Genomic DNA, 23,884 nt, shown 5'->3' with positions numbered 1-23,884 from the left:
ACAATATAGGAGGCTATAATATGAAAATGAAAACTAATCAAAGAGCCTTAATTTTATTAGTCATTATGTTTATAGGTTTTATAATTACTTTGTTTCCACAAAATACACCTATAATAACTATATTGCAAAGTGGATTTGAAGCTGGAGTGGTAGGTGGATTTTCAGATTGGTTTGCAGTAGTGGCACTTTTTCGGTATCCATTAGGAATTCCAATTCCACATACTGCACTTCTGCCTAGAAATCGTAAAAGAATAACAGAAGGGTTAGTATCAATAGTTGAAAACAATTTGCTCAATAAATCAAGTATTATAAATAAAGTACATGAATTAGAAGTAGTAAAAAAAATATTAAATATATGCAAAAAAATTATATGTTCTAAGCAAGGAATAGAAGCAGGAATGTATGTTATTAAACGTGTCATAGAGCATATTCCTATAGAAAAAGTTTCTTTATCTTTACTTAAACTAATTCAAAAATATTTGAATACATTAGATTCTAAAAACTTTCTTGAAAAATTAATTGGCATATTCTTAAGAAATAATTATGAAGAGAAAATTTTAGATAATTTACTTATTAAGCTTGAAGAGATAGTAAAGCAAGATAAAGTAAAGAATGAACTTGGAAATATAGTATTCAATTCTATAAATAAACTAAAGATAAGTGGAATAATGCAATATTCATTAAATACAGTCTTAAATGTTTTAGGAAAAGATAAAGTAGGAAAAATAGCTCAAGATTTAGTCGTTGTAATATTAAAGGATTTAAAAAAACATGATAATACCAGTAGAATTACACTGCTTGAATTAATGCAGAGCAATATAAGAAACATAAGTAACAATGAAGAAGTTATACAAAAAATAGATGAATATAAAATGAGATTAGGTAGTAATGTTGAACTAAATAACTTTACAATAAAAATATTAGATGAATTAAAAAATACAATATTAGGTTATGTTAAAGAAGATTACATAAGGGATAATATACTCCCAATGCTAAATAATTTAATAGACAGTATATCAGAAGATATTAATTTAATAAATAAATTAGAGCAGCAGATACAGGAACGTGTATCAGGTTACATAAATTCCAATCATGAAAATATAGGCAGATTAGTTAGAGATAATATTGAAAGATTGGATACTGAAACCCTTATAAAATTGATTGAAGAGCGTGTAGGCGATGACTTGCAGTGGATAAGGATAAATGGTGCTATTTGTGGTTTTTGCGTTGGTCTGGTATTAGGGATAATTAGAGTTTTGTAAATATTAAAAACACATGATCAGTATTTGTTAATAAATAAAGAGTATCTATAGGTTGAAAATTTCACTGCTAAAAAAATAGAGTTTCACAATGTTTTTTTAGTAGATTTTAGAGCAGATATTATTGCTGTAGAAGGCTGTAGAAGAATGTACTGAACTTATAAAAGAGAATTGCAAATAAAGAAGATCTATAAATGCAATTCTGTATTATTATATGTGTTGCAATGCACAATTCACAATTACAGCTAAAATTCTTACAATATTTTTAGAATTATGATGAAGAATTATTTTTGCAATATATATATTATTATTATTTACATTTCATGAACAAAATTTCTTTTACAGTCTCCTCAAAAGGTATTGAAACACTTTTAATATTTCCTGTGCTATCATAATTAAAGGTCACATCAATCAAGTAATATTCCATTATTGTCATGGTAAAAATGTCATAGCATTTATGATTAAGTGTATAGTCTATATTAGTATAAATTAATTTTAAGATATTATCTTTTACTTCGATTTTTAAAGAACCATATCCTGGATTTTCATATATGCCAGTATACTCTTCAAGGGAGTGAGATGGAGTTGAGTTATCTTTTTTTGAGTCTATTTTAGGCTTAGTAGCATCTTCCATTGCTTTCATCATCTTTTCAGCTTCATCCTCTAGTTTTTCACAAAAATCACTATGTTCATGGCCTAAAAGCTTGTCGTATATATGGTATGCTATAGGCAGTGCACAGACAGGATTATTTAAATTAGTAAGAATAACTACGCCAATATTCTCGTCTGGAAGAAAGCTTGTATAGGAGCAAAATCCATCTATATTTCCACCATGGTTAACATGTTTTCTTCCTCTATAGGCTTCAACAAACCAGCCTAAGGCATAAGATGAAAATTGTAATTCATCAAATTTTAAAGGAATTAGCTCACAAGGGAGCTGAGGTGAATGTAACTCATTTATAGTTTTTTCAGATATAATCTGTTTTCCGTTTACTTTACCTTTATTTAAATGAAGGCTAAGCCATTTTAGCATATCAGTCAAACTTGAATTCATAGAACCAGCAGGAGCAACAGAATCTAGTTTTCTAAAGTCTATTTGATTAATTTCCTCGCCTTTTTGCGCATATGGCTTACTGTAATCAGAATACTCTTTTAAAGCTTCTACTGAGAAATTTGTGCTGTTCATACCAAGAGGCTCAAGAATTCTTAATTTCACGAATTCTTCCCAGGTCATTCCTGTAACTAGTTCAACAAGGTAGCCAGCTGTGGCATACATCAAATTATTATATTGCCATGTTTCTCTGAAATCTTTACTAAATTCTAAGTGCTTAATTTTATCTACCAATTCTTTTCTGCTTAAAGAAGGATTTGTATACCATAAAATATCATGTCTAGGTAATCCAGAACGATGACAAAGCATGTCTCTTAATGTAAGATGTTCTTCAGCATATTTATTTTGCATTTCAAAACTAGGCATGTATTTTTTATAGGAGTATCAAGATCTAGCTTACCTTCATCCACTAATATACCTATTGATAGTGAGGTAAAAGATTTACTTGCAGAACCTATAGCAAATAAAGTGTCTTTTGTTACATTTAAATTTTTGTTGACATCGCGCAGTCCTAACCCATTGCAATATATTATTTCATCATCTTTAATAATACCTACAGCCATTCCAGGAATTTTCCACTTATTCATATACTCAGATAAAAAGTCATTAAGATCTTGAGAGTTATTAGATAGAATATCATTCATAATATTGTACCGCCTTTATTTATTTTTTATTTTCCTTCATTTCTCGCTCTATCAAATTCATTTAATGCTCTCTTTTGTATTTCAAGTGTATCTTCACCCATGTCAAATTCAGCTTCTTCTTCAAAACCGTCTTGTTCTTCGCCATCAAATCTATATAATTTCTTTAATAACGTCCATAAGATTTCCATTTCTTCAATGGAAAAGCCTTTAGAAAGCATCCCAAAGAACTCCATCGATTTTTCGGCACCTATCATCATGGCATCTGTTCCAGCTTTAGTAATCTTTACATTAACTGCACGTTTATCATATTGGCTTGGCACAGTAAGGACATATCCTTTGTTCTCTAAATTAGTAATCAATTGTTTTACACTCTGTTTTGTTGTACCTAATTTTTTAGCAATATTATTTAGAGTTGTTTCATTTTCAGGTAAATGAATAATAGCAACCATCGCCATAAGCTGTCTGCTAGTTAAAGGTTCACAATATTCATCACCCTTAATTTGAATTTTATTAGTGAGAGAAAACAGAGTTGCATATATTTGTTGTATTAAAAAAAGCGCTTTATAGTTATCCATAAAATATCTCCTCCTTAGTTGGACAATATACTGTCTAAAATTACAATAGCATATTATTCCAATGTAGTCAATATACTGTCTATTTATTTTCAGTCATACTTCATTATAAACAGAAAGGATTTGAATAAGAAAAAAGGAATAGGGGATATTGCTTAGTACTAGTAATTGGTACTATAACTATAATATTTTTGAATCATTTTTGTAGAAAAAATTATTTAATGATATTACCTGAAATAATGTTTTGGATAGGCTGTGCAGTTATCATTGTTGGAATTATATTGAGGTTGTATTCAGTATTGACACTTGGAAGATCTTTCACCGTATCAGTGCAAGTGGATTTAAAGCAAAAAATAATTTAAACAGGTCCATATAGATACATTAGGCACCCTGCATATAGCGGAAGTATACTATCTTTAATTGGAATAGCATTAGTTCTTAGAAGAATCATTGGAACTATTGCAACTATAACAATTATTGCTGTCATTTATGGATATAGAATTAAGATTGAAGAAAAGATATTAGAAAATAACTTCAAGACACATTATAAAGAATATAAGAATAATAATAAAAGGATTATTCCATTTATTTGGTGAAAAATATAGTTTAATGATATAAAAGCAAGAATATATTTATTGGATATTAATTATAGGCGTGTTAATAAATTAATCTTAATCTATTAATACTAGATTAGAATTTTTCTATATTATTTTTTATATCAAGTACAATTTCTTCAATTATATCTTTAATTTGTAGATTTCTAGTTCCAGGAATATAAATGCCATGTTTTTGTAATGGAAGTATGTATTTAGTACAATCCATATTAAATATTGCATTGGAAATCATAGTAGTAATTTCTCCGTTTATACCTCCACTACAGATTATTCCGATTGGTCCTATTATACTATCTATTTTAGTTGTCTTGCAAAATGAACTGATCGCCCTTTCACCGCTTATACCAACATTTGCACCAGCTTGTACCATCTTTGAGGTAGCAAATGAGTTGGTACCAAGTGCAATAATATAAACATCATTATCTATTTCTTTGCGAATCCTCTTTATGATGTTTTGACCAAGGCCTGCACCTTGTGCATCTATTACTGCAATTTTCATATTAATGATCATTCCTTTCGCTATGATTAAGATATAATTTAATAAAAGTAGTTAATGTATAAATAAATTAGTGCTAAACTATAAATAAGATTTTTATTTATAGTTTCTGATATTATTCTATACCTTGAAGTTAACTACAAGTCAAGTGCTTTTTAGTAATATTAAGTGATTGGTGGTCACATATTTCATAAAAAGACTATATAATTCTAAATTGACCGAAATTAATCTGTGATTTTATTCTTAACATATATTATTATAGAATAAAGAAAAGAGATTTCATATGATTATTGGAAACACAAAATAATAAAGTTATTAAAAAATTGCAGATATGAGGTGAATAAATGAAAATTAAAGTTGTAAAACAGCTGCTAGAATTAAACGAAAATTTCAACAATGATATTAAAGAAATTTTAAGAAGTAAAAATGTATATTTAGTAAATGTGATGGGTTCACCAGGGACAGGCAAAACAAGTTTGATTATAGAGTTAATAAAACAATTAAAGGATAAATTTAATATTGCTGTAGTTGAAGGCGATATTGCGGGACAAGTAGATGCTGAAAAAATTGATTCACTTGGAATTTCTGTTATTCAGCTTAATACAGAAGGAGAGTGCCATATAGAATCAAAGGCAATTTATAATATCTTAGGATACTTTGATTTAGATGAAATTGATTTGATTTTTATTGAGAATATTGGTAATCTTGTATGTCCTGCTGAGTTTGAACTTGGTGAAGATTTTAAAATTGCTGTTTTAAGTATTCCAGAAGGGGATGATAAGGTTGAAAAATATCCATTACTATTTTCTAAAGCTGATGCAGTTGTATTAAGTAAGTATGATATGATGGAATACTTTGACTTTGATGACAATAAGGTAGAAGAAAATGTTAAAGAATTAAATCCATTGGCAGCCACCTTTAGAATATCATCGAGAACTGGACAAGGGTTAAATTCGTTTGTTACATATATAGAAGAAAAAATAAAAACAAGAATTCAAAGGTAATTTAATATTTACAATTTTGGAATTGTATAGTATCATAAAATTGTATACTACGAGGGTATACAGTTTTTACACAATATATATGGCAAAAATAATTCTTCAGCGTAATTCTAAAAATATTAAAAGAATTTTAGCTGTAATTGTGAATTGCAACATATATAAATTAATAGATTAATTTGGATTATTAATAACCACGAAGGTTGATTGCTTTATTTGTAATCAGTTTTTGTGGTTTTGTTTTTATTAAAAATTGGGTATATTGAGGAAATAGCAAGTCTAATTATTTTAACATGCTTTAAAGGAGGAATTAAAATGCATATTCCAGACAATTATCTAAGCCCAGCTACCTGCGCAGTTATGGGTGCGGCAATGATTCCAGTTTGGACAAGAGCTGTAAAAAAAGTAAATAAAGAGGTAACTAAAAAGAAATTGCCGCTTATGGGAGTAGGTGCATCACTATCATTTTTAACAATGATGTTCAATGTTCCGTTACCAGGCGGAACCACTGGACATGCTGTAGGAGGAACTTTAATTGCAATTCTTTTAGGCCCTGAGGCGGCATGTATTTCAGTGACGATAGCACTTTTGCTTCAAGCATTACTATTTAATGATGGAGGTATTTTAGCCTTTGGAGCCAATTGCTTTAATATGGCATTCGTCATACCATTTGTAGGTTATTATATTTATAAGTTTTTAAAAGAGAAATTTAAGACAGAGAAAGGAGAATATATTGGGACATTTATTGCATCGTATATTGGAATAAATTTGGCCGCTTTATGTGCAGCAATAGAATTCGGAGTACAGCCATTACTTTTTAAAGATGCAGCAGGTATACCGCTATATTGTCCTTATCCTTTATCAATTACTATACCTTCAATGCTTATTCCACATCTTGTAGTTGCAGGAGTATTAGAAGGAATTATAACTGTTGGCGTATTAAGCTTTATAAAAAAGGTTTCACCAGGAATTATTTATGAGGGAGCTACTACAAAATCAAAGCCTGTATATGGATTAATAATAGCACTAATATGCCTCTCACCATTAGGGTTATTAGCTACAGGTACAGCTTGGGGAGAATGGGGAACTGATGAAATAAGTTCTGTAGTAACAGGTGGTAATGCGTTAGGATTTATACCTAAAGGTATGGAAAATGGATTTAGCTTTAATGCATTAATGCCAGATTATTCTGTTGCAGGTCTTCCAGATAATTTTGGATATATTTTATCTGCAGTTGCAGGTGTTGCAATACTATTGTTAGTATTTAGAATAATAGCAAGTATGAAAAAGACAACAAAAGTATAAAGTGAAACTATGCTGGCTTACTCGATCAATTCAGCAATATGTAGCAAAACAAAAGTGAGAGTCCAAATTTTATATTTGGGTTCTCTTTTAAATGTGCCTAATATACGTTATAAGAAAGGAAGTTATTAATGCCAGAATGGCTTTTAAAAAAAGACAATTATACACCGCTAAAAGACAAGAATTCTTTTATAGATAAGAGCATTCTGTCAATATTTAATGTGCTTGCTATGTTTAGGCAGCAAACTAAAATAAGAAACTCTAAATTTGGAATTAACCCATTAACTAAATTAATATCAACGCTCATACTAATTATTTTTGTTTCCTTAAGCAGAAATTTTCACTTTATTGTAATTACAACTGTGTTTATGCTTGTGATAATAAATCTTTTAAGTATAAAAGAAATAAAATATGTTGTCAAAGCAAGTATGGCGGCGGCAATTTTTACGTTTATTATTTTGTTACCAGCTATTTTTTTAGGGTATAGTAATAATACCTTAATGATCACATTAAAAGTATTAGTTTCAGTTGCTTCTGTCAGTATATTAACTTGTACTACCCAGTGGAATGAATTAATAATTACTTTAAAAATATTTAGAATACCAGATATATTTATTTTGGTACTTGATATTACTATAAAATATATTATAATTTTAGGCGAATTTTCATTAAATATGGTTTATGCTCTTAAATTAAGGTCTGTAGGCAAAAACAATCATAAAAGTACTGCACTTTCTGGAGTCGTAGGAACTATGTTTATAAAGTCTAAAGAGATGGCAGAAGAGATGTATGGAGCAATGGAATCTAGAGGATTTACAGGGACATATAAAGTATATACGAAATTTAAATTTAAGCTATTTGATTATATTTGTTTTATTCTTACCATAATTTTTGTGTTAACATATTTTTATTTTGATAGGTTGTGATTTAATGATTGATATAAAAGATGCGAATTATTCATATGATGCTGAAGTTACCGCACTAAAAAATGTAAACTTACATATTGATGCAGGTGAAGCCATTGCTTTAATAGGTGTAAATGGAAGTGGGAAGTCTACATTAATGAAATTAATCAATGGATTAATAATTGCTGATAGTGGAAGTTATTTATTTGAAGGTGAAGAAATTAATAATAAAAAAATGCAAAATGAAGAGTTCTCAAAGGCTTTTCATAAAAAAATAGGTTTTGTTTTTCAAAATTCAGATGTACAGCTATTTTGTTCAAATGTATATGATGAAATTGCATTTGGCCCAAGACAGATGGGAATGGATGAAGAAGAAGTTAGAAAAAGGGTAGAAGACACTTTAAAATTACTAAAAATTGAAGAATTAAGAGATAGACAGCCATATCATTTGAGCGGTGGAGAAAAGAAAAAGGTTTCTATAGCTACCGTAGTAGTTTTAAATCCAGACGTTTATATATTTGATGAACCAATGAATGGACTTGATCCTAAAACTAAGAGATTTTTAAAAGAATTCATGATAGCTATAAATAATGCAGGAAAAACTATTTTATGTTCTACCCATGACTTTGAATATGTAAAAGGGGTATTTAAAAGAGCAATTGTTTTTTCAAGTAATCATGCAATTATTAGAGATGGTGATTATGATGAGATAATGAACGATAGTGAGTTTTTATATGACAATAACATTATATAATGTTTAAGCTATACTGAAGATAATATGAGGAAAGAACAATACAAGTTAAGAAAAGCAATATATTATATGGAGTAAAAATTGCAACTAATCTTATCAAATCAGAGGAAGAGTTAGCATTTCTTTAAAGTCATTTTTCAAATTAAGTATGTCATTAAATTAAATAACATTATTGAATATTAGCTCATGAAAGATTCATAAAAGTAAAAACGGTAGTTAGGAATGAGAAATCCAACTACCGTTTATTTTTGTATTTACAATTTATTTTATATTACTTCGCATTAAATTTCCATATGGAAAGGTTATGTTTCAAAGCGTAAAAAATCAAATTTGTTGGCATATGATAATAGTAGATTATTTGTTTTAAACATAGCGAGTCTCTAATTGTTATAAAATGATATAATGTAGTTTTAAATTTAACAATGTTTTGGTTTGAATAAATTAATACATGTATGAAATTCAATATTATTAGAATAAAAAGTATATTTTGATGCATTAAAGTAATTTTTAATGTAGAATGCCGAAATAAGAAGGAAATTTCAGTTTAATGCCTGGATTTATACGTTAAGAGGAAAATCTATTTACTTGGATTGATATTATGTTAATATTTAATTGCAAGTACTTGAATAACAACCTAAACTTAAATTTACTATTGATATATCAATAAACATATAATATGGGAGATGAATATTTAATGAAAAAAAAATTATTAGCAGCATTTTTGGGACTTAGTATGTTGATTCCTGCCACTTTAGCATTTGCAGATGAACCAAATGATAGAACTTGGTGGATGCCTTCAAATACTCAAATAGAAGGAGAATTGCATTTATCTGGTGGGAATAAAAATATTGGACAAGCAAAAACAACAAATCTTAGTGATAACGGTATAGGTGTTAAAGTGAAAATATATGCAACAGTAGATGGAAGTACAATTCCAGGAAGTACTAATTCTGCTAGTAGTAATGGAAAAGATTATGCTTACACTAAAGCGACAGCTAGAAGCGCTCAATATTGGGGAAGTGGACATACAACTACAGCATCACAAGACGAATGGAAATGGTGCTACTTATCAACTGAAGACTAAAATTAAAATTTAAATAATAATATTAGTAAAGCTCAGTGCTTTACTAATATTCATATGGAGCAATATATGAGTAAATATACTAAAATAGAGATATTTTTAATAATTGGTTTTTTAGTGTCAACCTTTGCATTTAGTTTAACAATAAGCATTGTATATTCCAATTATAATAAAGTTACAGAACAGAACCGATTTAATAAAGATTATAGGTATCTAAAAATAGATACAGTACATGAGACTAAATATGTTGATGGAGCTGAAGTTGTAAATAAAGATGAGGATAAAGAAAATCCAAGCTTATCAGAAATAGTAGATGCTGTTCAAGAGGCAGGATATAAGAAGATTATTTTAAAACCATTTGAAGATCAAATACAAGTTGATAATAAGTTTTATATTAATGATATATGGCCTTGCTCTGATGGGGTTGACATAGAAAGTAAAAATTTAATTAAAGGAAGATACTTAACTGAAGAAGAGTTAATGAGCAATGAAAAAGTTGCTATTATAGGTTTTGGTCTAGAAAGATTAGTTGAAGAGAAAAATGGAGAACGTTATATAAAAATATTTAATGAAGATTATAAGGTTATTGGGGTTCTTGGAAACACTGAAGTATTTAAATACAGCAGTATAATTCCGATAAGATCTCTATATTTTATAAGCACTAAGGTTCCTAATGTTATTTTTTATGAGAATAATATAAGTAATATAGATATTAAAGAAATTAACCTAAAAAATACTAACGCTTCTGAAAAAGAGATTTCGAGGATTTCGGTTATAGATTATTTATTCAAAAATGTTTACGAACTTAAAAATAGTTTATACCAAATAATACTTGGTGCAGCAAATTTACTTTTATTTTCATATTTCTTTGCTAAAAATATACGTGAAAAAGTTGCTATTATGAAAGTATTGGGAGCTAAAAACTCTGATGTATTTAAAGAGGTTTTTGCAAAATTTATAAGAATATCTTCTATTGGAATTATTGCTGGACTAGCTTTATCAAAAATTACAATAGATCTTATGATGAAATCTTTCCCATCTCAATATTCAGCTGTTAACATTTCAAATATTATATTAAGTTCAATGCTAATATTTATAATATCCATAATTGTATCTATACTAGTGTTGTTTAATGTAATTAGATTTAAAATAATGAAAGAAATAAGGTAAGTAGTATGAAAAGTAAATTTATCTTTTTTGATATAAAAAGAAACTTTGTAATTAATGTATTAATTATATTGGAAGTAGCCTTATGGATATTTTATGCTGCTTCTTTGGTTTCTTTAATTAACTTTGATAGATCATATAGAAATAGGTACAACAGATCAATTTCTATAGATAATTCTAAGTTCATGACATTTTATAAAATGATACTCAAGGAAAATAAAGATATTGAAGATTATAAAAATGATATAAAGGAAAGCCTTAAGTTAATATCAAAAAATAATTATACTTACGGTTTTATTCAAAGGGATTTGTATACGGATATTCCAATTGATGTTTTGGGATTAAATTCTAAAGACCTAGAGTCTAATTTTACAGAAAAAGATACAACCGATGAGTTGATACATCCAATTGGATTTAATTATGGAATGATAGAACATTATCAAAATAATATAACTCAGGAGATTTCAAAAGAGGAATGGATTAGAAGTGATGAATATGTGCCTGTGATTGTCGGAAATGATTTGGCTAAAAAAGTTAAGGTGGGCACTAGCTATGTAGTTAATAATATAACTTATAAAATTGTAGGGCAATTTAAGAAGGATGTATTAGCATTTGATTATACAAATAGTGTAGATAGCTCATTTTTATTAAATAAGTCCTTTATTATTCCATTAAGTGAAGAAACCTTCTTTCAAAATTTTGGATATGAACCTATAACAATATTTTTCAATGGTGACAAAGAAAATAATTCAACTAAATTAGAATCAAATATAAGAAAAATTTCTGATGATATAGTTATTTCAGATTTTGGTGACGATTTAGATAAATTTTTGGAAGAAATAAAATCAAAAAAGTATTATGAAATATTTAGAATAATTATAATTACCATTATTGCATCTGCATCAATAATTACTACAATTAATTACAAAATAGCCGAAGATGTAGATAGGATTGGAATTCTTTATTCTTTTGGAATTAGTAAAAAAGATATATTTAAAACATTTTTTTCTGAATTTCTTATAAATATACTTATTGGAATTATAGGAGGAAGTTTATTTTATTTAAAGAACTGTGGGAGTGTTTATGCATTTTTTATTAATGAAAACTTATTATTAAATTTATATATTTCTATGGGGATATTATTATTAACGATTGTTTCAATTATGTTAATAAGCTTTAATGAAATAAACAAGTTGACTCCAAAAGAGATGATGGGAGGATTTACAGAATGAGTATATTAGATTTAAGAAATATATATAAAACCTATGGAAAAGGAGATAACGAAGTTGTAGCTGTAGATGGAATAAGCTTAAAGGTGGATAAAGGTGATATTATAGCTATCATGGGGCCTTCTGGTTGTGGTAAAAGCACATTGCTTAATATATTAGGATGTATAGATATCCCAGGCCAAGGTGAATATTATATTGACGATTTTCAAGTAGACTTTAAGAAGCTTAATCAGTTATCTAAAATCAGAAATGAAAAAATTTCTTTTATATTTCAAAACTTTGCCTTAATAAAAGATCTTAGCGTTTTAGAAAATATAATGCTTCCTCTTAAATTCAGGGGGATTCCACGAAAAGAAAGAGTAAATAAAGCAATAAAGTATTTAAATGAATTAGATATATTTAATTTAAAAAATAAAAGTATTAGGCAATTATCAGGAGGGCAGCAGCAAAGAGTTGCCATTGCTAGAGCACTTACTCAAGAAAGCGAAATTATACTAGCTGATGAGCCAACAGGTGCATTAGATCAAGAAAATAGCATTAAAATTATGAAAATATTGCAAGAATTAAACCAAAAACATAATAAGACAATATTAGTTGTTACACATGATAATCTTGTTGCAAGTTTTTGCAATAAAACTTTAAAAATGAAAGATGGAAAATGGGATAGCATTAAATTATGATTTTTTTATTATAGCAAAAAAACTGATTTGTACTTTAAATAGAAATTATATTTAAGAGAAGTACAAATTTTTATTTATAAATTAGATTTGTCTAGTAATTTATGTATATAACGTAGGAGGAGTAATATTTTATTATTTTGAATTAAGTATATATAAAATCAAATTGGGGGAAAAATGAATGAAAAAAAATTTTATTATTAGATATACTATTTTTACGCTTCTAGCTGTAGTTAGTATGTCATCAACAGTATTTGCAAAAGAAAATACTGCTGCAGATAACACAAACAAGGAAATGCAACAGATAATAGAGAAAAGTAAACACGATTCTGATGAATTGATTAAAAATTGGGACAAGCTTAAAGTTACAACAACTCCTAAAACATCAAAAGAAATAAATACTATTAATAGTGTTGACTCAGAAGCTGCACCAAACAGTGTTGGAAGTTCTGGGGATATACTTGTAACTCCAGCTACTGTTTTTGGTAATGGTCCTATTACTGGACATGCTGGCATGGTTGACTTAAATCCAGATCTTACGATAGAAAGTATGACATCAGGAGGAGTTCGTAGATATACAAATGATTGGAAGACTAGATATACTAAGGCTTTATGTGCTACAGTAAAAAATGCCGATCCTGAGCAAGCTGTGGATTATGCAACTAGCAAAATAGGTAGTAGTTACAACTATAATTTCTTGAATAAATGGAAAACAGATACATTTTATTGTTCGCAGTTAGTCTGGAGAGCATATATAGAACAAGGTATTGATTTAGATAAGGATGGTGGAAATGCTGTTTTACCAACTGATTTAGTTAGTGATAAAATTGATATAAACTGGAGAAGTAATTACTAATTGTTTTAGAATTTTGTTTTGGGAAATTAATAACATTTGGATATTTACAAGTATATATAATTTTTAAAATGAAGCTACATAATAGTTTAAAAAATTAAATATCAATATGTCTATTATTGATGTAATTTTATTTTAAACTGTGAATGTAGTTTATTTTAATTTGAGATTAACATAAGGAGATAAAAATGCGAAAAAATAAACGAATATATTGTCTCTTATTTATAATTGTAATTTTAAGCACAAGTTTCATAATATTAAAAAATAAAGAATCATACAATATATGTATTGTAAATTCAGATTCTATTCAAAATGATAGTGAAATAGTATATTTAGATGAGAATTTTAATAAGAAAAGGAATATACAAATCCCAGCAAGAGATATAATAGCAAATTGTAATAAGAACAGGACTATACTATTGCCAACATCATCAGATAATAAATTATTTAAAGTTGATAAGAATGGAACTGTTAAATCATCTGAAACTGATTTAGGTGGAAGTTATATAAAATGTAAAGGAAATGAACAATTAACTTTATATAATGTCTCTTTGGAATACAATAGAATTAAATTTATGAACTCTAGTTCAGAAGAGAAATTTCTAGATATAAAAGATTCTCTTCTTCTATCTGGTGATTTTGATGACCAAAATATTTATATATTAGGTTATAAATTTGATAAAAATAAAGAAGGAGATACATTTCTATTTATTATAGATAAAAACGAATTAAAAATTAAAGATCAAATTAAATTAATGAAAAACATGAGAGTGTATGATACATCATTAGTTGATAATAATTTATTTATTGGCGTAGACAACAAAGTAGATTTTTTATTATATTACGATACAAAAAAAGGTAGTTTAAATAAAATTGAATATAGAAATTATATTAGAGATGGTGTGATGGATACCAAAAAAATTCTTTATAGCGATAAATATATTTTCTATTTATCACTAGATGGAAATATAATACAATTAAATAGAAAAGATTTAAATATTATGAAAAACACTAAACTAAATAATAAAGTAATTTTAAGCGCTTGTATAGCTAAAGACAAATTATATACTCTTAGTGTAGATATAAATGAAAATAATCAAATAGGTTTAGTTGATGTTTTCAATTGTGGTAATCTTGATCATACAAATAATTTTTCAGTTGATCCAATAAGAAATACAACTCCACGAGATATTTTAATATTGGAATAATAAATAAAGGAGTTATAATTTATGAAAAAAATGCTTTCAACTATATTACCGAGTGTATTAACATTTTTATTTATATTCATAGACTCTCATTTTCCATATAGTAAGTGGATTTTAATTGGAATTTATATTTTATTTCCAATAATGTTTATTATTCAGACTATTATTTCTTTCAAATCAATAAATAATATGTTGATTGGATTTTTGTTATTATCACTATCAATCATACTGCCTATTAATCAATGGTATAAAATGGGCAGCATAATGCCAGCTATAATAGTCTATTTAGTATTGTCTTTAATAACATATTTACTGATAGTAGTTATAGATATTATTAAAAAAAATAAGAAAAGAACTAGAAATTAATGAGGGTGCCTTTCTAAAAATAATAAGTAGTGAGTTAATATGAAGTTTGTTAGAAAATATAGATTCTAGATAAGTTATTAAGAAATTTTGGAGTTTAGAGATGGACTTATTTGTGGGAAGTATTTTATTTGCGGGAAGTGTTGGAGGAATGAAATGAAGGATACTTTAAGAAAAAATGTATCATAAGAGACACTATAAAAGTATCTCTTATGATATGATTAGTTCACCATCGCCAGTTATTATAATTTTATATCCAGCTTTGAGAGGAAATAAATTGAATTTTTGCGATTGGGGCCATATACGAATAGCTTGAACAGGAGTTTCAGTAGAATCTAAAATAAATATATAAATCCGCTCATTAAAAGAATTATTTTGAACTGTATGTGTAGCATCTAGAGATAAATTTAAATCTTCAACTTTGTAGAAACCACGCTTAAGAATTTTACTTTCAGCCATACAAGGTGAAATTATAATATTAGAAGAAATAAAGAAGAAAAATACTAATGCATAAATAAATTTTTTCATAAATATAACCACCTTTTGATTTTATAGATAACAAGAAAATGAATTGAGCATTTTATCTAGTTTATAATAATGCTACCTTTACTAGATACAATTATTTCAAATTCAGATTCTAAAGGTATTAAAATATACTTGTCTGACTGAGGATCTAATCGCATATATTGCCTAGTTACTTGATTTGAATCGAAAATAGCAATAAAGGCATAATCACTGGTTGAAGTATTTTGTACAGTATGAACGCCATGAGACAAATTTAAATCTGTAGCTTTATAAAATCCTTCATGTAAGGTTTTGGGTTCAGCTCCAACAGGGATTGTAAAAATATGAAAGATTAATAGTAAAAAAAATAAAAATGCCAGTGGGTACTTTTTCATTAGATCACTCACCTTTCTAAATTAAAATATTATGTAATTATAAACTTAATTTTATTATGTGAAAGTGAGAAGAATATATTCTGAAATATTAAAAATAAAAATTAAACCTGAAGAGGGGATAAGACAAGATTGGTAGTTTACTATTTAAAATGTAAAAATGAGTGTTACCAGAGAAAGATGCATTTATAGAATCTTGGTAAAATTTGAATCAGCAGGAGCGTAGAAATCTTAAGCATAGAATTTTATAAGGTATTAACTTGAATAATCAAATCATTAGATAATAAAGATAATGAAAAAGGAAGCTTATCCACTATGAGATAAGCTTCCTTTTTTAGGTTACTTAAAACTTAAGCTACATCAAATTTAGTAACTTGTCTTTGAGTAACTTGAGCACCAGATTTCTTAACTAAATCACCAGAATTAGTTTTGAAAACATTTTTAGCAATTACAGTATCCATAAGTGCATTAATCTCGTCTTTTGTAAGACTTGGCTTAGCACCAGAAACACTTAAAGTACTTTTTTCACCAGCCGCAGTTAAAAAAGTCATAGATAAAGAATATTCCATTTAATTTTCCTCCAATCTTAAGTAGAGAACCCGAATCTATGATTCGGTGTGAATCACTTAAGCAGACATCTCAAAAGTGATGCTCCAAATCTTGTATTTGGCTATAAGTGAAAAGTTCTTAATTGCAGCATAGCTGCTTAATTTATAGGTGCAGAACTTTCTCTGTGAGCATCTATGATTTGATGGTGGTCGCTTACTCTGTGAGCACTCAGCGAACGAATGTGAGTCGAGTTTCCACAATATTTTTAAAGAATAAGATACTAAGCATTTGCTAAACTAGAAGATTCATTTATAAAGTAGTCTCTAGTATTAGCTTCTATAACAGCTTTAATTGCATCAGCAACAGCATAGATATTTTCTGGTGTTGCATCTGTTTTGATGCCTGAGAAAGTTTTCTTAGTATAAATTGGATCGCCAGTTTTATCTAATCCTTTTTGAACTTCAATACTAAGAGAAATAGAGTCAATAGTTTTAGTTACAGCCATATATTTTTACCTCCTTCATTTTGTTTTCGTATATGATATACGCATTAATTCCATGAATTACATAAATATCCTAAAATTTTTTTGGGCAGCAAATAATCAATACAGTTGAAGTAAAGACACAAAGAAAATTTTATAGTTGATCTATATGAATTCTAAAAGCTTTAATTCATTTGGTCTTAGCGGATAAGCAAGAACTATAAACTAAATGATTTTAGAAAAAATGAATTGCGTTATCTAAAATTTATATATTAAAGGAGAGTCAATTAGGTAAAAAGTATTTCTTAGATTCAGAGAAGGCAGCACCGTTTTACTATGAGTCCTTAATTTGATTTAATACGAAGAGGTTTAATAAATTTAATGAATGTGAAAATCTTTATATAGTAATAAAATAGAAATATGTAAAGCAAATAAAAATAAAATGAGAGAAAACATTTTTATTTACGTTATATAAAGTGTAAGAGCTTTTACGAAAATAATGGATTGGAGAAATTTCAATGAGGTGTGCCGAAAAAAATTATATCAGTAGACTGAAAAAGAGGAAAGAAGATGCAATAGAGTTTATAGTAGATAAATATCTGGCATTAGTTAAATCCACAATATATAAAATACTTTCGCCACTTAACAAGGATGGAATTATTGAGGAGTGTATAAATGATGTGTTTTTTTCAGTATGGAATAATTCAGATAAGTTTACAGGTGAAGAAGTTGATTTCAAGAAATGGATATTTAAGATAGCAAGATTTAAAGCTATTGATTATTACAGGAAAGAAGTTAAGGATTTTAATGTAAGCATAGAGGATAAGGAAATAAGCACAAATGAATTAGTGGAAGAAGAAATTATTAAGCTAGAAGAAAGAAATGAATTGATAAACTTAATTAACACTCTTGAGCCTATGGATAGAGATATATTTATTATGAAGTTCTTTCTAGGGGAAAAGTCTGAGGATATTGCTAGAAAGTTTGGACTTACCAGATCTGCGTTAGACAATAGAATTTATAGAGGTAAGAAAAAACTTAGGCTAAATTTGGAGGTAGTGTAATATGAAAGATATTTATGAAATTCTAAATGATATAGAAATAGATGAAGATGAAATGGAAATGATAGAAGCGACTGATATTGAAAAAGCAAAGGTAAAAAAGTATTTAAAGAAGTCTATAAATAAAAATAAGTCATATAGAAATAAGGGAATAGCGGCAGCAGTTTTGTGTTGTTTGTTAATTGGAGGTGCAGGAACTTTGGGAGTAGCCTATCCATCTTATGCAGCAGAAATTCCCATAGTTGGAGACATATTTAGGCTTATAGATAATGGTAGAACAGGTGCATATGATAAATATAAGGAATATGCAGATGTGATGGGAGTTACGCAAGAAAGTAATGGCATTAAAGTCACAATAAAAGAAGCAATATTTGATGGAAAAACCTTAACTTATACCTATGAAATAGTAAGTGATAAAGATTTAGGAGATAATCCATTTTTTAATATGAATGGACCGAGAGTTACTATAAAAGATTATGATGGCGGGACAGGAGGAAGTTCTGGAGTAAAAAGGGTTGCTGAGAATACTTATGTAGGTGAAGAAACTATTAGTATAAATGAAGAAAGAAAAGCCATAAATTTTGAATTAAATTTCACAGATATAGGAGATATGAGCTCTGAAAATTCTAAAGAAATAAAAGGAAATTGGAAGTTTAAAATTAATTTAAAAGCATTAGATAATGTTAAACAAATGGTAAATAAGACAACTGAAAAAAATGGAGTTCAATTAAATATAGAAAGTATTTCTAAAACGTCAGCAACATTTACGTTAAATTATTCTCAAGAAATTTCAAAGGATTTACAGGAGAAATACTTTATTGTAGATATCCCTATAGAAGAAGTAAAAGATGATTTAGGAAATGTCTATAAAGCTACAAGTGTTTCAACAAATGAAGGTAGTGAAGGAAGATATGCCGGAAAATCTATGTCAAATTTTGGGGAGTTAAATCCAAATGCAACTAAATTAATAATAACTCCTAAAGTGCATTTATCAAATAATGTACATCAAGAATCAGGTAATGGAGAGGGAGAATCAGTTGATACAAGTCCTATTGTAGATGAGAATCACCCTAAGAACGATGAATTTGCATTAGATGATATAGTAATTGAACTAAAAAAATAATACACTTTTTCTTATCAGAAATAGGTTGACTGAGATATAAGTAGATTTAAAGGTAGTAAAAATAAATTAATAGTAGAGTATAATAGGCACTCAAAAAAGTTCATCATTGTTGTATGGTGAACTTCTTTATTCTTCATAAAATTATAGTACGGTCAAATCTATGGATATTGTGTTCTTTGTAAGTGTAGATTATATATTTTAAATGGTAGAATCAATACTATATTTCTCCAAATTTAATTGGATGCCGTAACTTTCCTAGAGAGATTAGCTCAGTATTCTTTTTATAGTTATCACAAAGGCTTGCCCTTGTAATATTAGGATTATCATAAGTTTTAAAGAAATATTCACAAGTATTTGTATTAACAAAGGCAGTATATTTTGTATAATCATAAGTATCTCTATTTGTTATTACTATCCCTTTTGGAATAGAAACACTTTCCATAATATGAAAGCATGTATTTATTGCTTCTAAGCTGTCACTAGGTGCTTTAATATGTGTTTTTTGATATGCTGTTCTTACAAATCGTTCTGGAGATGTGTAGCCTCCAGGTAACTGCATAGTTCCTCCTGCCTGACCAAATGGCCTTAAATGAATGTTACCCCAGCATGCATCACTAGTCTGAGTTGGAGATACATTCATGTAATTTCGTAAATTAGTCATGTGCCACTGAAGATCAGGACTATTGGCCATAACTCCAATTGAATTTTTGTATAAAGTTAAACCCCTTTCTGTTTGTTCAATTACAACACATTCTCCACTTTTATCTGTAGCAATCCAATGTAAAGGCGCTACTGTTTGCGTTACTGGATCTTCAAGACCTACAATATCTATTTCCATTAATATTTCTTTAAGATCTTTTACTGATTCACATCTTCCTAAAATATAATGAAGAAAATCTAAGGATGAAACAGCTTGCTTGCTAATGGAATCCTTATGAGTCTTGTATTTAGCATAACCTGCAAAATATAATGCTGCAGCCGCAAATCCTTTTTCATTTACTCCATCAAAGAAACCAAGCATTTCACCTGCTTCTTGTCCAATTCCCATAAAGCTATAATAATCACAAATTTTACTCATATTAAGAGTATTATTCCATACATAATTTTTAGGTACAACATAAAGTTCTGGCTCAATATCATAGGAAAAATCCATAGTTCTTCCAAAAAAATTTTCCATCTTTTTTGATTGTAGCGTTATTGCTGTGCACATGCTAGTCCTCATCCTTCCTATACTTTATTAACTTAGCACTTGAAATTTATCACTAATGTCAACTTATATTTACTCAATATAAACCATAAGCTGAATGCTGATTAGAACCTTCAACGATATTTTCATAGTTTTTTGTAATTAAAATATTTATGATTCCGGTAAGTTACCACGTAAATCAAACTCTTAAGTTGTTTATCTATACAAAATGTCTATAATTTATAGATATACTTACACATGGTGTAAAGTTCCATTTATTAATGTGAAACTATGAATGGTTTAGATTTAATATCTTATATTTGGAGGAAGAATAAAAAGTATATAAAATTACAACGAACTTTGTGATGTATTGATTCAAGATAAATACAAATAAAGTACGTATAATATCAATGTATAGACCAAGGTGAAAGAACAAGTATATTACATTTTGAATTTATATAATTTTAAATTATTATTTTGAATAAAAAGTATTCTCCTATAGGATACTATCATTATAACTAATGATTATCTACAATATAGGAGGAACAACATGAAGAGAAATTTTAAAAGGATTACAATTTTAATGCTGCTGATAGTCAGTATTTTCTCATTTGCTGTGAATAACAATGCAATAGCTGAGGTACCGTCGGATAAGGATAATGGAGTACATCTAATTTTGGATTCAGTTAATTATAATAGTGTTTTACCAAAGCATTTCCGAAAAACTACTGATTTAGCAGTTGTAAAGGACAATAAAGATTTAGATCTTAAGGGGTTAGATAAGCTGAATATTTCTGGCAGTCAACAATTTTCAGGGAATAATATAGATCTTTTAATAAAGGCAATTGATACTTCTCTCCCTACGACAGTAATAGATTTAAGGCAAGAGTGTCACGGATTCATAAATGGGTTCTCAGTTAGCTGGGCAGATGCAAAGAATAATGCTAATGTAGGACTTACAAGAGATCAAGTTATAGCTAAAGAAAAAGAGGATTTAAAAAGTATCAAGTTAAATGAACCTATAACTTTTTATAATAATTCTAAACAAACCATGGATGTTAAAACAGTTCAAAGCGAAGAAGAACTTACTAAATCAAAAAATTTAGGATATGAAAGAGTAACAGTTAGAGATGGTGGAATACCTACTGATGATATGGTTGATTATTTTATGGAATTCATAAAAAATAAACCAAAAGATTCTTGGCTTCACTTTCATTGCAAAGAGGGTATAGGAAGAACATCTACTTTCATGATAATGTACGACATGATTAATAATTATAAGGATGTCAATGCTGATGGTATAATTAAAAGACAATTGGCATTAGCAAATTTTGAGGATACTACATTGAAGTCTTTTTATAATAATGAAAGAATGGGATTCTTAAATAAATTTTATGATTATTGCAAAGCTAACGGAGATTCATTTAATACTAAATGGAGTGAGTGGAATAGTAAAGCTTCGAGTATAGATGAAACAGATAAATCTAATGCTATCAAGGTATCAAATGTAAATTCTGTTCATATGAAAAATAATATAATTCCTAAATCTTTATATGCGATTTCTTTAGATTCTATGACACCTGGTGAAAGAACAATGACAACTAGCCTTCAGGGGCTAGTTAATAATCATTGTTCTTTTCAAATATATACACTTAATTCTTCTCAGCCTGATTATAAAATATGGTTGGAAGATTTAAAAAGTAATCATAATGTACCTTATGAAATGATATCAGATCCTTGGGAGCTAATAAAAATATATAAAGACTATATAAAAGGGTACGTGCTTTATAATGGTGAAACTAAAGATCCTTCAATAAATAATGCTTGTTCCTTAGCAGGCCTTAAAAACGCTATAGTTATTGATGAAAAGCTGGAACCTAAAATAAAGGAGCTTGGTATAGAAAATAAAGGAGATTGTAGAAATACAGATGAAAATTGGGCCTATGATAATTTGTGGAATAAAGGGCTAAATCATTCTATGGTAATGGAACTTTCCCCTGATAGAATTGATGCATTAAGAGATTATGCCATAATGACTAAATCCTTAATATTTTACGAAGGAAGTGTAGATAAAACAGCTCTTAGAGATAAGGTGTTTTCGTCTATGGATAATAACGCTACATGTTTGGGCTGGGGTCCAGATGAGTTTATTAACGTGAGTACAGCTTCAAAATATGGTGTAAGCATGGTTGCAGCAGATTGGTCCTATAATTTAACTACATTAAGTGCTTTCAAAGAACCTCATATTAATAAAAACTCTTCATTAAAAGTTCCTAAAGAAGAAAATGTTCACTATGTTACTTTTATAATGTCAGATGGAGATAATCAGCAGTGGAACCTTGGAACTAATTATGGTTCGCCTAAGTGGTTTGGTTATGAAAATAGAGACAAACTTTCTTTAGGTTGGTCTATGACTCCAGCGTTATATTATTTAAGTCCTACTGTATTTGATTTATATTATAAAAGCGTAAGCAATGAAAATCCAAGGAATAATTTTATTGTGGCTCCATCTGGAAATGGATACATATATCCAAGCAAATTCCCACGTAATAAATTAAGTTCATATGTTGACTTATTAAATAATTATATGAAAAGAGTAAATGAAAATTATGTATCAATAATAGATGATTCTGCGTTTCATGATATTGAGCTTTGGAATGAGTTTACTAAAAAATCAAATATCAAAGGTTTATTTTATCTTGATTATCATAGGCACGATAATTATAAAGGAGAAATTTTATGGTCTAATAATAAACCTTTAGTGTCTTGCAGAGATCTACTTTGGAATTCACTTGAAGACGAAGAAGAGCTAGTAAAAAAGATAAATGACAGGGTCAGCTTAGGTCAAACAAATGTCCATAATCCAGAAGCATACACCTTTGTCTATGTTCATGTATGGACAAAAGAGACAAGTAATGTAGAGAAAGTTACAAACATGCTAAAAGAAAACAAAAGCGTAAGAGTCGTTCCTCCTGAAACTTTTATGGAGATTATAAGTAAGAACATTAAACATTAATACAGAGCTAAACGTATTATCCTATTTAGATGACTAATATTTTAATTATTTAATGAGGAGTTAAGAAAATAGAAATAGTACAATAAAAAATAGAATGAATCAAAAAGAGGAATGCTAAAAAGGCAAGTACTAGGCAGTAATTTAAATGATAATAAAATGAAATATAGAAACTCTAAAGTGATATAGTAGGTTGAAGTGCATTCCTCAATCTAAACACTGGCTTAGATATTTGTAATTAATGATATAAGAAAATAAATTAGTACTAATTTATTTAGTAAAATTAGACATTATCTATTGACAAATAAAATAGAAAGATATAATATTGAATTAAGCTAAACGTTTCAC

At 28.1% G+C, this 23,884-nt stretch carries 23 protein-coding genes and 2 pseudogenes; 16 read left to right on the top strand and 9 right to left on the bottom strand.

Annotated features, from left to right (window positions below; translation table 11 throughout):
- The first annotated feature begins 20 nt into the window (after nt 1-20).
- Nucleotides 21-1,262 carry a DUF445 domain-containing protein gene (locus tag PZA12_RS19060; RefSeq protein ID WP_236892041.1) on the top strand — a complete coding sequence of 414 codons (1,242 nt, stop codon included), beginning with the start codon at nt 21-23 and terminating at the stop codon, nt 1,260-1,262.
- Nucleotides 1,263-1,569: 307 nt separating this feature from the next.
- Here the strand turns inward: PZA12_RS19060 and PZA12_RS19055 are convergent, their stop codons facing one another.
- From PZA12_RS19055 to PZA12_RS19045, 3 genes and pseudogenes are all read right to left on the bottom strand, one after another.
- Nucleotides 1,570-1,893: a DUF3471 domain-containing protein gene (locus PZA12_RS19055; RefSeq protein WP_242984888.1), complete on the bottom strand. Its 324-nt coding sequence runs from the start codon at nt 1,891-1,893 to the stop codon at nt 1,570-1,572.
- 168 nt (nt 1,894-2,061) lie between these two features.
- Nucleotides 2,062-2,933: pseudogene (locus PZA12_RS19050) on the bottom strand (serine hydrolase domain-containing protein); the annotation flags it as partial.
- A 107-nt stretch (nt 2,934-3,040) separates the two neighbouring features.
- Nucleotides 3,041-3,589 carry a MarR family winged helix-turn-helix transcriptional regulator gene (locus tag PZA12_RS19045; RefSeq protein ID WP_077868789.1) on the bottom strand — a complete coding sequence of 183 codons (549 nt, stop codon included), beginning with the start codon at nt 3,587-3,589 and terminating at the stop codon, nt 3,041-3,043.
- Nucleotides 3,590-3,960: 371 nt separating this feature from the next.
- Between PZA12_RS19045 and PZA12_RS24990 the strand changes: the two are divergent.
- Nucleotides 3,961-4,182, top strand: a pseudogene (locus PZA12_RS24990) (methyltransferase family protein); the annotation flags it as partial.
- Between the two features lie 94 nt (nt 4,183-4,276).
- On the opposite strand, the gene PZA12_RS19040 reads toward PZA12_RS24990, so the two are convergent.
- Nucleotides 4,277-4,699, bottom strand: coding sequence for a DUF3842 family protein (locus tag PZA12_RS19040; protein ID WP_012059862.1), 423 nt, complete (start codon nt 4,697-4,699; stop codon nt 4,277-4,279).
- A gap of 341 nt (nt 4,700-5,040) precedes the next feature.
- Here PZA12_RS19040 and hypB point away from each other — a divergent pair, with 341 nt between their 5' ends.
- The 11 genes from hypB to PZA12_RS18985 all read left to right on the top strand — a co-directional run bounded on the left by hypB (nt 5,041) and on the right by PZA12_RS18985 (nt 15,230).
- Nucleotides 5,041-5,700: a hydrogenase nickel incorporation protein HypB gene (gene hypB, locus PZA12_RS19035; protein ID WP_078116839.1), complete on the top strand. Its 660-nt coding sequence runs from the start codon at nt 5,041-5,043 to the stop codon at nt 5,698-5,700.
- Between the two features lie 309 nt (nt 5,701-6,009).
- Nucleotides 6,010-6,999 (top strand): cobalt transporter CbiM, encoded by a 990-nt coding sequence (gene cbiM / locus PZA12_RS19030; protein WP_078116838.1) that lies wholly within the window; start codon nt 6,010-6,012, stop codon nt 6,997-6,999.
- A gap of 128 nt (nt 7,000-7,127) precedes the next feature.
- Nucleotides 7,128-7,922, top strand: a complete 795-nt coding sequence (locus tag PZA12_RS19025; protein WP_078116837.1) for an energy-coupling factor transporter transmembrane component T — start codon at nt 7,128-7,130, stop codon at nt 7,920-7,922.
- Nucleotides 7,923-7,926: 4 nt separating this feature from the next.
- Nucleotides 7,927-8,655: an energy-coupling factor ABC transporter ATP-binding protein gene (locus PZA12_RS19020; protein ID WP_078116836.1), complete on the top strand. Its 729-nt coding sequence runs from the start codon at nt 7,927-7,929 to the stop codon at nt 8,653-8,655.
- 691 nt (nt 8,656-9,346) lie between these two features.
- Nucleotides 9,347-9,736, top strand: a complete 390-nt coding sequence (locus PZA12_RS19015; protein WP_078116835.1) for a hypothetical protein — start codon at nt 9,347-9,349, stop codon at nt 9,734-9,736.
- 66 nt (nt 9,737-9,802) lie between these two features.
- Nucleotides 9,803-10,903 (top strand): ABC transporter permease, encoded by a 1,101-nt coding sequence (locus tag PZA12_RS19010; RefSeq protein ID WP_161222714.1) that lies wholly within the window; start codon nt 9,803-9,805, stop codon nt 10,901-10,903.
- Nucleotides 10,904-10,908: 5 nt separating this feature from the next.
- Nucleotides 10,909-12,132, top strand: coding sequence for an FtsX-like permease family protein (locus PZA12_RS19005; RefSeq protein WP_103699188.1), 1,224 nt, complete (start codon nt 10,909-10,911; stop codon nt 12,130-12,132).
- Nucleotides 12,129-12,809: an ABC transporter ATP-binding protein gene (locus tag PZA12_RS19000; RefSeq protein ID WP_078116832.1), complete on the top strand. Its 681-nt coding sequence runs from the start codon at nt 12,129-12,131 to the stop codon at nt 12,807-12,809. The genes PZA12_RS19005 and PZA12_RS19000 overlap by 4 nt, the downstream gene beginning before the upstream one ends.
- A gap of 178 nt (nt 12,810-12,987) precedes the next feature.
- Nucleotides 12,988-13,662 carry a YiiX/YebB-like N1pC/P60 family cysteine hydrolase gene (locus PZA12_RS18995; RefSeq protein WP_078116831.1) on the top strand — a complete coding sequence of 225 codons (675 nt, stop codon included), beginning with the start codon at nt 12,988-12,990 and terminating at the stop codon, nt 13,660-13,662.
- Nucleotides 13,663-13,847: 185 nt separating this feature from the next.
- On the top strand, nt 13,848-14,867 hold the full coding sequence (locus PZA12_RS18990; protein ID WP_078116830.1) for a hypothetical protein: 1,020 nt from the start codon (nt 13,848-13,850) through the stop codon (nt 14,865-14,867).
- A gap of 21 nt (nt 14,868-14,888) precedes the next feature.
- Nucleotides 14,889-15,230: a hypothetical protein gene (locus tag PZA12_RS18985; RefSeq protein WP_078116829.1), complete on the top strand. Its 342-nt coding sequence runs from the start codon at nt 14,889-14,891 to the stop codon at nt 15,228-15,230.
- A gap of 207 nt (nt 15,231-15,437) precedes the next feature.
- Here the strand turns inward: PZA12_RS18985 and PZA12_RS18980 are convergent, their stop codons facing one another.
- From PZA12_RS18980 to PZA12_RS18965, 4 genes are all read right to left on the bottom strand, one after another.
- Nucleotides 15,438-15,755, bottom strand: a complete 318-nt coding sequence (locus tag PZA12_RS18980; protein ID WP_078116828.1) for a hypothetical protein — start codon at nt 15,753-15,755, stop codon at nt 15,438-15,440.
- Between the two features lie 56 nt (nt 15,756-15,811).
- A complete protein-coding gene (locus tag PZA12_RS18975) occupies nt 15,812-16,126 on the bottom strand; it encodes a hypothetical protein (protein WP_078116827.1) in 315 nt (104 codons plus the stop codon).
- A gap of 347 nt (nt 16,127-16,473) precedes the next feature.
- The gene (locus PZA12_RS18970) at nt 16,474-16,692 is read right to left on the bottom strand and encodes a DUF2922 domain-containing protein (protein ID WP_017210269.1); all 219 of its coding nucleotides are present in this window, start codon (nt 16,690-16,692) and stop codon (nt 16,474-16,476) included.
- A 260-nt stretch (nt 16,693-16,952) separates the two neighbouring features.
- A complete protein-coding gene (locus PZA12_RS18965; protein WP_078116826.1) occupies nt 16,953-17,177 on the bottom strand; it encodes a DUF1659 domain-containing protein in 225 nt (74 codons plus the stop codon).
- A 494-nt stretch (nt 17,178-17,671) separates the two neighbouring features.
- Between PZA12_RS18965 and PZA12_RS18960 the strand changes: the two genes are divergently transcribed.
- Both PZA12_RS18960 and PZA12_RS18955 read left to right on the top strand, forming a co-directional pair.
- Nucleotides 17,672-18,217, top strand: coding sequence for a sigma-70 family RNA polymerase sigma factor (locus tag PZA12_RS18960; RefSeq protein WP_078116825.1), 546 nt, complete (start codon nt 17,672-17,674; stop codon nt 18,215-18,217).
- Nucleotide 18,218: 1 nt separating this feature from the next.
- Nucleotides 18,219-19,337 carry a DUF4179 domain-containing protein gene (locus PZA12_RS18955; RefSeq protein WP_078116824.1) on the top strand — a complete coding sequence of 373 codons (1,119 nt, stop codon included), beginning with the start codon at nt 18,219-18,221 and terminating at the stop codon, nt 19,335-19,337.
- Nucleotides 19,338-19,554: 217 nt separating this feature from the next.
- Here PZA12_RS18955 and PZA12_RS18950 read toward each other — a convergent pair whose 3' ends face one another.
- Entirely contained in the window at nt 19,555-20,547 is a 993-nt protein-coding gene (locus PZA12_RS18950) for a linear amide C-N hydrolase (RefSeq protein WP_103698881.1), read from the bottom strand.
- Nucleotides 20,548-21,073: 526 nt separating this feature from the next.
- Between PZA12_RS18950 and PZA12_RS18945 the strand changes: the two genes are divergently transcribed.
- A complete protein-coding gene (locus PZA12_RS18945; protein ID WP_078116822.1) occupies nt 21,074-23,539 on the top strand; it encodes a GxGYxYP domain-containing protein in 2,466 nt (821 codons plus the stop codon).
- The last annotated feature ends 345 nt before the right edge of the window (nt 23,540-23,884 follow it).

This window comes from Clostridium beijerinckii, assembly GCF_036699995.1.
Classification (GTDB): Bacteria; Bacillota; Clostridia; order Clostridiales; family Clostridiaceae; genus Clostridium; species Clostridium helianthi.
The sequence above is the reverse complement of the archived record's forward strand: the minus strand, read 5'-3'. Positions and strand labels throughout refer to the sequence as shown.